Source organism: Aquiflexum sp. TKW24L (assembly GCF_023502205.1).
In the GTDB taxonomy this organism is placed as follows: Bacteria; Bacteroidota; Bacteroidia; order Cytophagales; family Cyclobacteriaceae; genus Cognataquiflexum.
Map to the genome: position 1 here is coordinate 45280 of NZ_JAMFLG010000023.1, position 14507 is coordinate 59786.

Annotated in this window: 14 protein-coding genes; 5 read left to right on the forward strand and 9 right to left on the reverse strand. The window is 39.7% G+C overall.

Annotated features, from left to right (window positions below; translation table 11 throughout):
* Positions 1-40 precede the first annotated feature (40 nt).
* Both M3O96_RS14930 and M3O96_RS14935 read right to left on the reverse strand, forming a co-directional pair.
* On the reverse strand, positions 41-1183 hold the full coding sequence (locus tag M3O96_RS14930) for a glycosyltransferase family protein (RefSeq protein ID WP_249721838.1): 1143 nt from the start codon (positions 1181-1183) through the stop codon (positions 41-43).
* A 4-nt stretch (positions 1184-1187) separates the two neighbouring features.
* Positions 1188-2036, reverse strand: a complete 849-nt coding sequence (locus M3O96_RS14935) for a UDP-2,3-diacylglucosamine diphosphatase (RefSeq protein WP_249721841.1) — start codon at positions 2034-2036, stop codon at positions 1188-1190.
* Positions 2037-2262: 226 nt separating this feature from the next.
* Between M3O96_RS14935 and M3O96_RS14940 the strand changes: the two genes are divergently transcribed.
* On the forward strand, positions 2263-2712 hold the full coding sequence (locus M3O96_RS14940) for a hypothetical protein (protein ID WP_249721844.1): 450 nt from the start codon (positions 2263-2265) through the stop codon (positions 2710-2712).
* Between the two features lies 1 nt (position 2713).
* On the opposite strand, the gene M3O96_RS14945 is transcribed toward M3O96_RS14940, so the two are convergent.
* Together M3O96_RS14945 and M3O96_RS14950 are read right to left on the reverse strand one after the other, a co-directional pair.
* On the reverse strand, positions 2714-4057 hold the full coding sequence (locus M3O96_RS14945) for a sensor histidine kinase (RefSeq protein ID WP_249721847.1): 1344 nt from the start codon (positions 4055-4057) through the stop codon (positions 2714-2716).
* Positions 4047-5429 carry a sigma-54-dependent transcriptional regulator gene (locus tag M3O96_RS14950; protein ID WP_249721849.1) on the reverse strand — a complete coding sequence of 461 codons (1383 nt, stop codon included), beginning with the start codon at positions 5427-5429 and terminating at the stop codon, positions 4047-4049. The genes M3O96_RS14945 and M3O96_RS14950 overlap by 11 nt, the downstream gene beginning before the upstream one ends.
* A 217-nt stretch (positions 5430-5646) precedes the next feature.
* On the opposite strand from M3O96_RS14950, the gene M3O96_RS14955 reads away from it, so the two are divergent.
* On the forward strand, positions 5647-6075 hold the full coding sequence (locus M3O96_RS14955; RefSeq protein WP_249721852.1) for an FKBP-type peptidyl-prolyl cis-trans isomerase: 429 nt from the start codon (positions 5647-5649) through the stop codon (positions 6073-6075).
* A gap of 52 nt (positions 6076-6127) precedes the next feature.
* Here M3O96_RS14955 and M3O96_RS14960 read toward each other — a convergent pair whose 3' ends face one another.
* The 4 genes from M3O96_RS14960 to rsfS form a co-directional block, all read right to left on the reverse strand.
* A complete protein-coding gene (locus tag M3O96_RS14960; RefSeq protein WP_249721853.1) occupies positions 6128-6958 on the reverse strand; it encodes a hypothetical protein in 831 nt (276 codons plus the stop codon).
* Entirely contained in the window at positions 6955-7716 is a 762-nt protein-coding gene (locus tag M3O96_RS14965) for a UDP-2,3-diacylglucosamine diphosphatase (protein WP_249721854.1), read from the reverse strand. Before M3O96_RS14965 ends, M3O96_RS14960 begins: the two co-directional genes overlap by 4 nt.
* 80 nt (positions 7717-7796) lie before the next feature.
* Complete coding sequence (gene ftsH, locus M3O96_RS14970; RefSeq protein WP_249721855.1) at positions 7797-9854, reverse strand: ATP-dependent zinc metalloprotease FtsH; 2058 nt, start codon at positions 9852-9854, stop codon at positions 7797-7799.
* A 59-nt stretch (positions 9855-9913) separates the two neighbouring features.
* Complete coding sequence (rsfS, locus tag M3O96_RS14975; protein WP_249721895.1) at positions 9914-10261, reverse strand: ribosome silencing factor; 348 nt, start codon at positions 10259-10261, stop codon at positions 9914-9916.
* A gap of 90 nt (positions 10262-10351) precedes the next feature.
* Here rsfS and M3O96_RS14980 point away from each other — a divergent pair, with 90 nt between their 5' ends.
* Both M3O96_RS14980 and ahcY read left to right on the forward strand, forming a co-directional pair.
* Complete coding sequence (locus tag M3O96_RS14980; protein ID WP_249721856.1) at positions 10352-11107, forward strand: biotin--[acetyl-CoA-carboxylase] ligase; 756 nt, start codon at positions 10352-10354, stop codon at positions 11105-11107.
* Positions 11108-11185: 78 nt separating this feature from the next.
* A complete protein-coding gene (ahcY, locus tag M3O96_RS14985; protein WP_249721857.1) occupies positions 11186-12505 on the forward strand; it encodes an adenosylhomocysteinase in 1320 nt (439 codons plus the stop codon).
* Between the two features lie 77 nt (positions 12506-12582).
* On the opposite strand, the gene M3O96_RS14990 is transcribed toward ahcY, so the two are convergent.
* Entirely contained in the window at positions 12583-13401 is an 819-nt protein-coding gene (locus M3O96_RS14990) for a hypothetical protein (RefSeq protein ID WP_249721860.1), read from the reverse strand.
* A 129-nt stretch (positions 13402-13530) separates the two neighbouring features.
* Here M3O96_RS14990 and M3O96_RS14995 point away from each other — a divergent pair, with 129 nt between their 5' ends.
* Positions 13531-14403, forward strand: coding sequence for an SDR family oxidoreductase (locus M3O96_RS14995; protein ID WP_249721862.1), 873 nt, complete (start codon positions 13531-13533; stop codon positions 14401-14403).
* Positions 14404-14507 lie beyond the last annotated feature (104 nt).

Here is a 14507-nt window from a genome sequence, read left to right on the forward strand (position 1 = left end):
AGGTCATTTAAATTTTGATAGAAGGAGATTAATTGAAGACTTAATGTGCAGGAATTCCCTTTTTAAGGTCAAGGGTGTAATTATTTTCCTGCAAGTCCTTTTCAAAAGATTGCTTTAAAGCATTTTCGAATCTTGATTGAAAACTATCGATCCAATTTTGATTTTGTATTTTATTGGGGGAATTGAACATCAAAACCCGCTCAAGTTTTTGAATATCAAATGATTTGGCTATGATTCCTGCTCCTGAGATTTTGGCATCCAAGGCGTTACATGCCTGCTCATATTGACCTTTTACAGGAACCATCTGCACATATTTTCCAAGATACATCGCCTCGCAGACTGACTCAAACCCCGCTGTCGTGAGCATTCCTTTGCAGGCAGCCATTTTTTCTAAAAACAGTTTGTCATCTACCTTATGGAAAATAAGGTTAGGCAAAAGTTGCCGAATTTTTGGTTCGCCTTTTTTATCCCAAAAGGCTTCAATTTGGATTTCAGGATTGTTTTGGGCTTCCAAAATAATTTCTTCAGCATATCCTGGATTGACCATATAGGCTAAGAAGAAGTCACCTTGACGAGGTTGAAGGTTCTTGACTTCTTTTCGCAACAAAGGCGGAAGAACATGGAGATTTTTGACTTGATGTGATGGCAAGCTTCTGAAAGAAAGCGCAAGGATGGAATCAGCCCCGAGTGAAGTGATATGGGTATTGATCTTGAAAAGCAGTTTTTGGAGTGGCTGCCCCGAGGCAAACGGGAACTCGGGATGATGGATCAGGTATTGGTGACCGATCACCCAAAACTGGCATTCAGGTCTGTAAAGGGCATTGTATAAGCCGCCAAGAATATCATAGAAATTCAAAATGACATCCGGTTGGTGTTTTTTTACCAATTGGTCAATTTGCTCAAGGCTTTTTTTAAAAGTCTTAAACTTTAGCAGGTTTCCCAAAATGGTTTTGCTCAGGTTAATTGACTTTTGTGATTTGTCTGTCACAAAATTTGGGCTGTCAAAAAGGTAGATTGGAGCATGGATATTCCTCGAAACAAATTCAGGAATTTCTCTTCTTTGACTTTTTCCAATACATACTACACTGACCTCGTGCCCCATTTCATTTAGAATTTGAGACATCGAAATCGCCTGGGTCATATGGCCGCGGCCTTCGCCTTGGATGATAAATAAGAACTTCAATTTACTAGAAGAAATTTGGAAGGTTGATGTCATTATCAATTCTGTGGAAGGCCACAAGTTTCAATTCAGGTATGTTTTCTGTTGGAGTTTCTCTAGGTTCAGGTTTTACCCTGAAATCTATCTCATTGTAGAAAATCAACTGCCAGTTTCCATCATGGTCTTCCGCCAAAGCACTCATAGTCTCCACCCAATCTCCTGAGTTGAGGTAGGTAATTCCATCAATGGTCCTGTTTTCGGCTTTGTGAATATGACCGCAGATGATTCCGTCACATCCTTTGGTTTTGGCCATTTTAGCCAGTTCTTCCTCATATTGATCGACATAGGCCACGGCTGTTTTTACCTTTCCCTTCACAAATTGGCTCAATGAAAAGTATGGCATTCCCCTTTTTCGCCTATGATAATTTACCAGTCTATTGAGCCAAAGAAGAAAAGTGTATCCCATATCTCCGAGGTATGCAATCCACCTGAGATTGGTAGTGACACTATCGAAAATATCCCCGTGTGTGATAAAATATTTCTTTCCGCAGCTTTCATAAATCATATCGGCTTGAATCGAAAGATTTCCAATTTGAAGGGGAAGAATCTGATCCAGAAAGTCATCATGATTGCCTCGGAGATAATACACCTTGGTGTGGTCCTTCTCAATCATTTTGAGCATTCTGTTAAAAAACCGCGTATGCTTTCGCTTCCAAGAGCCGGACTTTCTGAGTTGCCAGCCATCGATGATGTCGCCGTTGAGGATGAGGTTCTCGCAAGTATATTGCTTGAGAAACCGTGCCACCTCTTTGGCCTTTGATCCCTTAGTGCCTAGATGGACATCTGAGATAACGATAGTTTTGAAATTTGTTTTCAAATGGATTTGTGTTTTTCAAATCTAAAAAGTGCTTATAAATTGGTTATGAATAGGATGTTATGAAATTGAGATTATTTTAGTGTTTTAGTTTTGGATTGTAAAGAAATGGTTAAGGGAAGGTTAAAATGGGGCAAGGAAGTTTATCCAAGAAAAGGCCGGGTATTTGATTAAAATTCAAACTAACTCTAACATTTCACGTATGCGATTTATACCGAACGTAAATTTTATGAAAAAGCACTTACTATCTCTAATAACCTTGGTGGTTATAACAGTTGGCTGCAACAAAGAATCCAATGAACCTGTTTCTATTTTGATAGGAAATTGGGAGTTAGTGGAAACTTTTGTTTCATGGCCTCCACTATACCCGGATAATCCAGAATTAGATTCAGATTATAAAGTGACTTATCGGTTTGACACCGATGGAACATTTACAAAAACCGAGACCAGTGATGGGTTTTCCACATTGCCAGTCCAAGCGTTGGGAAGATATGAAATAGGTAATTCTACGCAATCGGATTTTTTACTGGAAGTCGTTCTGACTTTTGACTCCAATCCCGAACTCGCTGCCAACTGTGATTTTGGCATGGAAAACCTTTATATTTCCAATGAAAAATTACTTGTTAATACTTCTTGGTCTGCATGTGATGGACCAGGCTTTATTTTCAGAAAAATTTAATCTAAGCGTTAAAAATCAACTTAAATGTGGAGCCTTCACCCAATTTTGATTTCACCTGAATATTGCCTTTGTGCCTCCGCATGATCTGCTTTGACAGGCTCAGACCGATACCTGAGCCTTTCTTTTTGGTAGTAAAGAACGGAATGAAAATTTTGCCAAGGGCCTCCTCTTCAATGCCTTTGCCGCTGTCACTGATCTCAATGATTATTTTTCCGCTTTCATCGATAAATGCTTCCATCCTTACGATTCTGGTAACTGTTTCTTCCACCGCTTGGATGGCGTTTTGGATCAAGTTGATCAACACCTGCTCTATCAGCGTCTGATCTGCAAAGAGTATTAAATCGGGAGGTTCAACCCTCTTTCTGAATTGGATTTGGTTGGCTTCGAATTGGTTTTGAAGCAATAGCTCCAATTGGTCAAAAAGTAATTTAATTCGAATGGCCTGAAATTTTGGTGTGGGGATGTGGGCAAGACTTCTAAAGTCACTGACAAAATTGATCATGCCTTCACTTCTCTTTTCTATGGTTGAGATTGCCATCAGGTAATCTTCCAGATCGCTGGGATCTATGATAGCATTGGCATCTATTTTGGATTCAATGTCTCCTTTTACGGTGGAGGCCAATGATGAAATCGGAGCTATGCTGTTCATGATTTCATGTGTCAAAACCCGAACAAGGTTCTGCCATGCTTCCATTTCCTTCTCCTCAAGTTCACTTTGGATGTTTTGAAGTGATACCAATTTGAACTTGACATCCCTCAACACAAGCTCTATCACATAAACTGAAAGCTGCATGATCCCATCAGGATGGGCGATTTTGATCAATTCACTTCCGCCTGTTCTGAGCGTATGGATAGCGATGTGAAGTTCTTTGTTGATCTTTTCAACGTCTGCAATATTTACCAACTGCTGAATGCTGAGCATCCTCTTTGCCGCAGTATTGACGATCTGTACTTTGCCTTCTTCATCAAAAGTGATCAACCCGATACTTAGGTGCTGGAAAACAGACCTGAAATATTGATAATTAGCCTCCTTTTCTGCTTGGTCTTCTTTAAGTTTGGCCAGGATAGCATTGAATTCTATATGGAGGTCATCTGTGTCAGTTCCGTCAAATTTCACAGGATAGACATTGGCATAATTGTCCTGTTTGATGTTGTTGAGAAACTGGCGGACTTTTTTGAAGGAGTTTTCGGCATATCCCAAAAGGAAAATAGTCTGGGCTAAAACCAAGATAATAAAGAGGGAAATGGCAAAAACCCCGGCTCCGTTAAGGATGAAGTAAGAAAGCAAAAACAAAGAAACTGCAAGGAGGATTATCCTGCCAAGGAGACCGATTTTATAATCCATATTTTTCTAATCTTCTATACAAAGAAGCCCGGGTAAGCCCAAGCTCTTTTGCTGCTTTTGATATATTTCCGCCGTTTTTGTCAATGGCTCTTTGGATGGTGCTTTTTTCCATCTCATCGAGGTTGTAGGTAGCGGTGGCGGCTATTTTTTCATTGGTTGGTTTGGCGGAGAGAAAAAAGAAATCCCTGCTGTCAAGCATGTCTCCTTCTGCCATGATGATGGCCCTTTCGATGGCATGCTGAAGTTCACGGATATTTCCTGGCCAATTGTATTTCTGCAATAGTTGAAGCCCAGCTGGAGTAAAGCCCTTGAAATCTTTGCGGTATTTGTGGGAATAAGATTTTAGAAAATGGTTGGCAAGGGTGGGAATATCATCCTGTCGCTCTCGGAGTGGTGGAAGGAAAATTTCCACGGTATTGATCCGATACAACAAATCCTGCCGGAAAGTATTTTCCATTACCATTTCATGAACAGGCATATTGGTAGCGCAAATCAGTCGGATATCAATGGGGAGGGCCTTATTTGAACCAATCCTCGTTACCTCTCTTCGCTGCAATACTGTTAAGAGCTTGGACTGGAGAGGCATGCTGAGGTTTCCGATTTCATCTAAGAAAAGGGTTCCGTTGTCTGCAATTTCAAACCGGCCTGCTCTATCATCTTTGGCATCTGTAAAAGCCCCTCTTTTATGTCCAAAAAGCTCACTTTCGAATAGTGTCTCCGTAATCGATCCCATGTCAACCCCTACAAAAATCTCATCTTTTCTGTTTGACCTGTCGTGGATTGCCCTTGCGATCAGTTCCTTTCCTGTTCCATTTTCTCCCAAAATCAGAATATTGGCATCGGTCTGGGCAACTTTGTCTATGATCGAAAAGATATTTTTCATCGATGCACTCGCACCAATGATATCTGCATAAGGTTTTTTGAGTTCGGACTGAAGCTGCTTTTGTTTGGTTGAAAGTTTTTCGACTTGATTGTAACTTTCCTTTAGCCTTGAAGCTGCACTGAGCGTGGCAAGGAGTTTTTCATTTTGCCAAGGTTTTAGAATAAAGTCGGTAGCACCTTCCTTGAGTGCCCGGACAGCCATCTCCACATCACCAAATGCCGTAATCAAAATCACAACCGCTTTTGGATCTATTTCCTTGATCTGTTTTAGCCAATGAAATCCTTCCTTTCCAGAGGTGGTATCATCTGTGAAATTCATATCCAAAAGAATCACATCAAAAGAATTGTTATTAACCAAAAATGGGATGCGCCTCGGGTCTTTTTCTATAGTGACGTCTTTTGCATGTTTTTTCAAAAACATTTTTGCTGCAAAAAGCAAATCTTCATTGTCATCTATGATCAGGATTTTTCCTAGTGCTTGGTTTTCCATATTATTTGAATTTATTGGTATGGAGCTGTATGAGAAAATGATGCCATCCATCAAAATGGGCTTTATCAGGTTGAGAGCCTGTAAATATAATAGAAATATGTTCAATTATGAACAGGTATATCACATAACCGGACACTGTCCGCCTCAAATTGATTTGGCTTTTTATCCCATAACAAAAAGTCTTACCTTTGACGATTGTAAAAAAAAAAGATACATTATGTCAGTTGCAATTAAAGGAAACGCTGTAAAAGTGCATTACACTGGTAGACTTACAGACGGAACCGTATTTGATTCTTCCTCCAACAGAGAGCCATTAGGCTTCGTACTTGGGGATGGGAATATGATTAAAGGATTCGATGCCGCCGTAAATGGTATGGCTATCGGGGAGATGAAAAGTGTCACCATTCCTTCTGTAGAGGCATATGGTGAAAAACGAGACGATATGTTGTTAGATATTCCTATGGATCAGGTTCCTGCGAATATCAAACCTGAAATCGGAATGGAACTTTCTCTTCAGAATCAGGCAGGTCAGCCAATGCCAGTGAAAGTAGTCCATGTCGATAAAGAAAAAATCGTGTTGGACGCCAACCATCCATTGGCAGGTGAGGACCTTATTTTTGATATTACTTTGGTAGAAATTGGTTAATCCGATACTTAATTAATTGAAAAAGGGAAGCAAGTGATCCATGCTTCCCTTTTTATTTGCCACCCAAAGGTGTTTCGCTTCTCTGGTAAATCCGGATTTGGGTAGAATTAAATAGCAAAACCATTTGGTTATTCATTAGGATTCCCAAAGCTCTGAAATCATCAGGTAGCTGAAATTCCTCTTGATTTTCAGATTGAAAATCTTTGGAAATCACATTTTCTTTCTCTATAAATAGAATGTTGCTTTTCCAAAAGCCAAAGTTATTGCTTGGAAAAGCCTGGATTTTTCTAATCCGATTTCCTTGATTGTCAAGAATAAAAATTCCTTCCTTTTTGATATTTAAAAAGAGCATGTTCTGATATTCCCTCATTTCAGTGATTTCGAGGGAGGACCGTTCTAGGATCAAATTCAAAGGCTGATTCTGGAGAATTTCATTTCTCATATAATCTAATCGCTTTAAGGAAAGATCAGCTTCATCAAATACCCAAATGATATTGTTGTTGCCGATTGTGGCGACTTTTGCTAAGGTTATTAAGTTCAAAGGAATCCGATTTTCAGCTATAGGATTCATAAACCTATCCAAGATTCTATATTCTTGCAGGTCAGTGGAAAACGTGAATAAATTGATCGTCCAGGCTGCTTCTAGGTGGCTGACCCGGCCCTGTCTAGGTGGAGAAAAATTATTGACAACGATTCCTGATTTGTTGTATTGATACAAATTTCCTTCAGGATCAGTCAAAAAAATGAATCCTTGGTTATCCAGGGATACTTTATCTATTCTCGGAAAATTGATTTCTTGATATTTTCCCCATTCCTTTTCTTGAGAAAAAGCCATTGGCCCATTCATCAAAAGAATCGCTAATATGATAGGGAAAAATTTCATGCTCCGAATTTTTTGATTTCAAACTGATTTCCATCAAATACACCATAAGTGAAATGGTTAACCCATTCTCCAAGATTATAGTAGCGGGATTTAGGTCCAACCTGTAAATCCAAAGGTAAATGTCGGTGACCGAAAACGTAATAGTCAAAATGTTGGCTTTGCTCTACCTGCTTGCAATATGCCCAAAGCCACTCATCATCTCCCTTAAATTCATTTTCGTTTTTTGCCACATTTGTGATTCTACTGTTGCTCGACCACTTGCTGGCAATCCTTATTCCAATATCGGGATGCAGCCATTTAAATGCCCATTGACAGACAGGATTGGTAAATACCTTTTTTAATATTTTATATGATTTGTCACCTGGACCTAGTCCATCTCCATGCCCGATGAGAAATTTGTGTTTTTCGATTGTCACTTCAATGGGATGGGTATATACAGGTATGCCGAGTTCCTTTGTAAAATAATCATTCATCCAAAGGTCATGATTGCCTGTAAAAAAGAAAATCGGAATGTTTTTCTCCCGAAGATCGGCGATTTTCCCCAAAAAACGGATAAAGCCTTTAGGGACTACATGCTCATATTCAAACCAAAAGTCAAAAAGATCTCCAACCAAAAATATTGCTGCTGCTTCATCCTCTATTTCGTTGAGCCAATTGACTATCTTTTTTTCTCTTTCCTTACTGCTTTTTTCATCTGGGGCTCCCAGATGGAAGTCAGAGGCAAAAAATATCTTTTTTTCTTGAAGTTTAAGATTCATTGGTAATAGAGTAAGAAGCAAAGTTAGCAGGAAAATAAAAAAGCCTCCAATTTGGAGGCTTTTAGTTATTTGATTTTGAATTAATCTTCGGTTTCTTTTATCTCCTCAGGCGTTTCCTCTTTCAGAGAGTCAGACTTGGTATGTCCGTTTTCCTCAGGTTTACCATTCTTTGGTTCTACTTTCTCAGGCTTTTTGGTATATGCCTCGTAAGTGGTTTCCTTAGCAAATGGTCTTTTACCTATTAATTTTTCGAGATCAGACTGGAATAGAATTTCTTTTTCTAGCAACTCTTTTGCCAATGTTTCTAATTCTCCTTTCTTTCCTCTGAGCAAATCTTTGGTTCTCTCATAAGCAGAGGCTACTAATTTTCTCACCTCTTCATCGATAGTCTCTGCAGTGGTTTCAGAATACGGTTTGGTCATTCTGTAGTCAGCAGACTTGCTGTCATAAAAGGATACGTTTCCGATCTTGTCATTCATTCCATAGACAGATACCATGGAATAAGCCATTTTTGTTACTCTTTCCAAGTCGCTCAAAGCTCCTGTAGAGATCTTGCTGAAGATAATTTCCTCTGCAGCACGACCTCCAAGAGTCATACACATTTCATCAATCAATTGCTCCGTTTGATACAGAAACTGCTCCTTTGGAAGGTATTGGGCATAACCCAATGCTGCAATTCCTCTCGGTACAATACTTACTTTGACCAAAGGATCAGCATGTTCTAGAAACCAACCAGCAACAGCATGTCCGGCTTCGTGATAGGCAACGATTTTCTTTTCTTCAGGAGAAATAATTTTATTTCTCTTTTCAAGTCCCCCAATAACCCTGTCAATGGCATCCTGAAAATCCTGCATGTCAACTGCCGTTTTGCTTCTTCTGGCAGCAATCAATGCAGCCTCATTACATACGTTTGCGATTTCAGCACCTGCAAAACCAGGGGTCTGGGCAGCAAGTTTTTTAGGATCGATGTCATCACCGGTTTTGATTGGTGCAAGGTGAACTTTGAATATTGCCTCTCTGCCTACGATGTCCGGCTTGTCTATGCTAATCTGCCTGTCAAATCTTCCTGGTCTCAATAGTGCACTATCCAAAACGTCCGGTCTGTTGGTGGCTGCAAGTACTATTACACCTGAATCTGTTCCGAATCCATCCATTTCGACCAAAAGAGAGTTCAATGTATTTTCTCTTTCGTCGTTGGATCCGGGCATTTGGCCTTTACCTCTAGATCTTCCTATGGCATCTATTTCATCTATGAAGATAATACAAGGTGCTTTTTCCTTTGCTTGCTTAAACAAATCCCTTACCCTAGCTGCACCAACACCGACGAACATTTCGACGAAGTCAGAGCCTGATAAAGTAAAGAATGGCACGCCTGCCTCACCGGCTACGGCTTTTGCCAACAAAGTCTTTCCTGTTCCTGGAGGTCCTACTAGCAATGCTCCCTTAGGAATTTTACCACCAAGTTTGGTGAATTTCCCCGGGTTTTTAAGAAATTCTACGATCTCCTGAATTTCTTCTTTGGCTTCATCCAAACCTGCCACGTTGTCAAAAGTGATTTTGACTTTGTTTTCGGCGTCAAAAAGCTGTGCTTTGGATTTTCCAACGTTGAATATCTGTCCGCCCGGACCGCTTGGTCCTGACATCCTTCTCATCATAATCCAAAAGAAAACAAAAAGAATGATCAAAAACCCAAAGCTACCGAACCAATTCGACCAGCTTTCCTCATTTTTGACACTATATCCAATACGCTGATCTTCCGGAACTTTACTTTCTAATTCCTCGAAATCTTTTTCAAACTTTTCCGCACTTGCCACTTCAATGGTATAGTGTGGTCCGGTAGGATTGAAGAATGGGCTATTTGCCTCAAGCTCACTTTTATATTTTTCATTTTCTAAAGCAGTAGGCTTCAGGGTCACATCGATCCTGTTTTGATTTCTGATGATCATTACCTTTGCCACATCATTGGCTAGATATACATCCTCAAACCTACTTTTTGTAATATTGATTACAGTATTCCTCTGGTTAAACCAGGTTATTCCCACCAACACGATTACAGCCGTTACGATCAGCCAAAGCTGAATATTAGGCTTGTCAGGTGTCTTGGGCATGAAATTCTTACTTTTTTTGTTTTCAGCCATTATTTTGTGTTTCAAACTTTTTGTAAAACGGTTTTAGATCCTTAAGGTTTGAACAACCCTCAAGAATCAATTTTTTTAAATTTGGCATCTCCCCACAATTCTTCCAGACCATAGAACTCTCTTTGTTCCTTCAAGAAAATATGAGCAACGACGTTGATATAATCCATCAATATCCATTGATTGTTTTGCCGACCCTCATTTCTCCATGGTTTTTCTTTGAAATTTTGGGTAACTTCTTCCACCGAGTCGGAAATTGCTTCGATTTGAGTGTCAGAATTCCCCGAGCAGATAACAAAAAAATCAGTGAAAGCATTCTTTACACCTCTTAAATCCATCACTACAATGTTGGAAGCTTTTTTCTCCTGCATTCCTTTTACGATAATTTTGCTCAGCTCTTCTGCTGTCATCATTTATTTAAGGTAATATTGCAAATTAAATTATAAATAGTTAAAGAGCTAACAAATTTCTTCATTGCTTTTCAAATAAGCTAATCTAAGATGTATAAAATCCTTGCCAATACCGTATTTCTTGGTAAAGATGTCATTTTCCTGACAGAGTGTCATTCAACTAATGATGAAGTGTTAGAAAGATTGCGTAGACGCGAAATTGCCGAGGGAAGTATGGTAATTACAGACAACCAAACCAAAGGAAGAGGTCAAAGAGGCAACCAATGGGTATCTAAACCAAATATGAACATTACTTTTTCCCTTTTGTTACAGCCTAATTTTTTGGCTCCATCCGAACAATTTTACCTTAATATGATTATCAGTTTGGCAGTAGTTGACCTACTTGGAGAATATTCCGCAGATCTGAAAATAAAGTGGCCCAATGACATACTTCATCAGTCTGATGGTAAATTAGGGGGAATCTTGATTGAAAATATTATTAACCAAAAGGGAATTGAGCATTCCGTGATCGGAATTGGGCTCAATGTGAATCAAACTGTTTTTGAACTTCCAAAAGTGACTTCGTTGAAACTACTTACAGGTCAAAATGTCGACCGGTGGGAATTAATCAGATTGCTTGTGGCCAAAATAGAAAAAGGTTACATGGCTTTGAAAAAGGGGGAAATAAAAAAGATTAAATCTGATTACCTATCCCGATTATATAGATTTGAAGAATGGTTTTATTATGATGACGGAATAATTTTTGAAGGTAAAATCAAAGGAATTGATGAAAACGGAAAAATTATTATCGAAAAAAGAAACGGCGTGGTCGCTTTTTATGGACTGAAAGAAGTCATTTTCTTGTAATAGGCAAATTTTATTTTGGGACAAAAACCCTAACTTTGCATTTTAAAATTGAAATTCAATACATTAAAATATACAACTATGTCTGAAATCAAATCAGAAAAATTTGTCCAATACAAGGTGAAAGATATTTCCCTTGCAGCTTGGGGAAGGAAAGAAATTAAATTGGCAGAAGCCGAAATGCCGGGATTGATGGCTATCAGAGAAGAATATGGACCATCTCAGCCATTGAAAGGAGCAAGAATCGCAGGTTGCCTTCACATGACTATTCAGACCGCGGTACTGATCGAGACTTTGACGGCATTGGGTGCAGAGGTGACATGGTCCTCATGCAATATTTTTTCGACCCAAGACCATGCCGCAGCCGCAATTGCAGCAGCAGGTATTTCTGTTTATGCTTGGAAAGGTATGACCGCAGAGGAATTTGATTGGTGTATTGAGCAGACCATTTTCTTTGGCGAAGATAAAAAGCCATTGAATATGATCTTGGATGACGGTGGAGACCTTACCAATATGGTGTTGGACAACTACCCTGAATTAGTATCAGGTATCAAAGGACTTTCTGAAGAAACTACGACAGGTGTGCACAGACTTTATGAAAGGATGAAAAATGGCACCCTTCCAATGCCTGCAATCAACGTGAATGATTCTGTTACCAAGTCGAAATTTGACAATAAGTATGGTTGCAAAGAATCACTCGTCGATGCAATCAGAAGAGCAACTGATATCATGATGGCCGGAAAAGTCGCTGTTGTGGCAGGTTATGGTGATGTAGGAAAAGGTTCTGCAGCTTCACTGAAAGGTGCAGGCGCTAGGGTAATCGTCACCGAAATTGATCCAATCTGTGCTTTGCAGGCTGCAATGGACGGATTTGCAGTCAAAAGAATGGTAGATGCTGTAAAAGAAGCAGACATTATAGTGACTGCTACCGGTAACAAAGACATTATCTCCAAGGAACATTTCCTTTCAATGAAGGACAAAGCCATAGTTTGTAACATCGGCCACTTTGACAATGAAATTGACATGGCTTGGCTCAACAAAACCTATGGTCATACCAAGGATGTCATCAAACCTCAGGTAGATCTTTACACTTTGGAAGGAAAAGAGATCATCGTACTAGCAGAAGGAAGATTGGTAAACTTGGGTTGTGCGACTGGACACCCTTCATTTGTGATGTCCAATTCATTCAGCAATCAGACTTTGGCACAGCTTGAACTTTGGGTAAATACAGATCAGTATGAGCCCGGCGTATATGTTTTGCCAAAGCACCTTGACGAAAAAGTAGCAGCTTTGCATTTGTCAAAACTGGGAGTTGAATTGGATGTGTTGTCTGCAGATCAGGCAGCCTATATCGGTGTTACCGAAAACGGTCCGTTCAAGCCTGAATATTACAGATATTAATAGCTTCCGGATTTTTTTAAAGAGGCCTTCAGGAGAGATTCTGAAGGCTTTTTTGTTTTTTTAAATTCTTCAGTGAATTAATCTTTCAACCTAAAAACCATGATCCTTCCATCAGCCAAAGTAATGGTTGCAGTGGAATTGCATTGATCTTCTAATGTGTAGACCAGTTTGTGATTGGTGGCCTGGGTTTCATTTCTAAAAATTTGCCAGCTTTCTGTCCCATTCACAGGTAATAAAAAGCCAGTCTGGATACAAGCGACATTGTAATTCTTTGCGGTTGTCTGAGTCATTTTGATACGTCTTCCTGCAATATTTCTACCTTCAATTTCTCCTGTACTTGAAAATCCCATCAATATTCCCGTGAGGAAAGTTAATTGATGCGTATAACTACCGTTTATTCTGGAGGAAGAATTATTCTCATCGATGATGAAAAGATCCTCAAAAGTTTCTGTTCTCCCATTTGGGTTTTGAAGACTAGTCGACCGCTTAAAATCCCGTACGCCTTCGATTTTCATCCCCCGGACGACATAATCTTCATATTCGACTCTCACTGATGACTCCAAAATAGAATTGGATGTATAGTAAAGGTGTATTTTTCCAAATCGGGGGACAAAAAGATTATTGACACATTCTTTCATCACTGTAAAAGTCAAAGTGACTTTATTTAAATTTTCGTCAATTGTGACGACCGGGCAGCCCGGTATGGCGAGGCTTTCTGTGTTTCTAAAATAATCAATTGGCTGGAAAGGGAAATAAAGCGATTCTTCAAGGGAAATTGAAATATCGAAAATCTCATTTCCCTCAAATTGTAAATCAGTACTGATATCCTTATCAATGTCCCCAAAACAGGAGGACAGGAAAATTAAAAAGAGGGAAAAAAGACTAATTTTATTCATTGGGTAGTATTATTGTTGCAAATCTACTCCCTTTGTTTTGTTTACAAAATGAAATAGATAAGTTGGGCATTGCTCTTTTATTTGGATGCTCTAATCCCTATCTTCAACGGTAATTAATCCCAAAATAATATGTCATATACTGAAGGAATGCTTAAAGATGGAGCCTTAAAAGGCAAAACCATTCTTGTCACCGGGGGAGGCACAGGCCTTGGGAAGTCCATGGGGCTTTATTTTTTGAAACTTGGAGCCAATCTCATAATTACTAGCAGAAAATTGGAAGTGCTTCAAAATACAGCTAAGGAGATGGAAGCTGCCACGGGCGGAAAAGTCCTGCCTCTAGCCTGTGATGTCAGAGAGATCGATCAAGTTGAGAAAATGTGGGCTGATGCAGTTTCCCATTTTGGTAAAGTGGATGTGGTGCTCAACAATGCAGCCGGTAATTTTATCAGTCCTACAGAAAGACTTTCCAGCAATGCCTTTAATACTGTCTTGGACATAGTTCTCAAGGGAACATCCAATGTCACATTGACAGCGGGTAAATCTTGGATCAAAGAAAAGCAGGCAGGAACCTTCTTAAATATCGTGACAACCTACGCTTGGACCGGTTCTGGATATGTGGTTCCAAGTGCTGCCGCCAAAGCAGGGGTTTTGGCATTGACCAGGTCTCTTGCTGTCGAATGGGCAAAATATAAAATCAGATCTAATGCCATCGCTCCAGGACCTTTTCCCACGGAAGGAGCCTGGAGTAGATTGCTTCCCGGAGAATTGGTCAAGAAATTTGATCCTGCCAAAAAAGTACCCGTTGGAAGGGTTGGGGACCATCAGGAGTTGGCAAATATTGCAGCCTATCTTGTGTCAGATTTTTCAGCCTATGTCAATGGAGAAGTCATCACCATCGATGGTGGGGAATGGCTGATGGGAGCGGGTGAATTCAATAACTTAGACGCCATCCCCCAAGAAATGTGGGACATGATGGAAGCCTCAAGAGGAAAAAAAGGATGAGCCCCAAAGTGATTTGGGGCTATCTGAAAGCAAAATGGAAAATCAGGAATATGTAATATGAGTATCCGCAATGTTGCATGTTGGGCTTGAGGAGACTTTATCGG

Coding starts and splice junctions, on each gene's coding strand:
- M3O96_RS14940 (WP_249721844.1), top strand. CDS start 2,263: ATGAAAAAGCACTTACTATCTCTAATAACCTTGGTGGTTATAACAGTT.
- M3O96_RS14945 (WP_249721847.1), bottom strand. CDS start 4,057: ATGGATTATAAAATCGGTCTCCTTGGCAGGATAATCCTCCTTGCAGTT.
- M3O96_RS14950 (WP_249721849.1), bottom strand. CDS start 5,429: ATGGAAAACCAAGCACTAGGAAAAATCCTGATCATAGATGACAATGAA.
- M3O96_RS14955 (WP_249721852.1), top strand. CDS start 5,647: ATGTCAGTTGCAATTAAAGGAAACGCTGTAAAAGTGCATTACACTGGT.
- M3O96_RS14960 (WP_249721853.1), bottom strand. CDS start 6,958: ATGAAATTTTTCCCTATCATATTAGCGATTCTTTTGATGAATGGGCCA.
- M3O96_RS14965 (WP_249721854.1), bottom strand. CDS start 7,716: ATGAATCTTAAACTTCAAGAAAAAAAGATATTTTTTGCCTCTGACTTC.
- ftsH (WP_249721855.1), bottom strand. CDS start 9,854: ATGGCTGAAAACAAAAAAAGTAAGAATTTCATGCCCAAGACACCTGAC.
- rsfS (WP_249721895.1), bottom strand. CDS start 10,261: ATGACAGCAGAAGAGCTGAGCAAAATTATCGTAAAAGGAATGCAGGAG.
- M3O96_RS14980 (WP_249721856.1), top strand. CDS start 10,352: ATGTATAAAATCCTTGCCAATACCGTATTTCTTGGTAAAGATGTCATT.
- ahcY (WP_249721857.1), top strand. CDS start 11,186: ATGTCTGAAATCAAATCAGAAAAATTTGTCCAATACAAGGTGAAAGAT.
- M3O96_RS14990 (WP_249721860.1), bottom strand. CDS start 13,401: ATGAATAAAATTAGTCTTTTTTCCCTCTTTTTAATTTTCCTGTCCTCC.
- M3O96_RS14995 (WP_249721862.1), top strand. CDS start 13,531: ATGTCATATACTGAAGGAATGCTTAAAGATGGAGCCTTAAAAGGCAAA.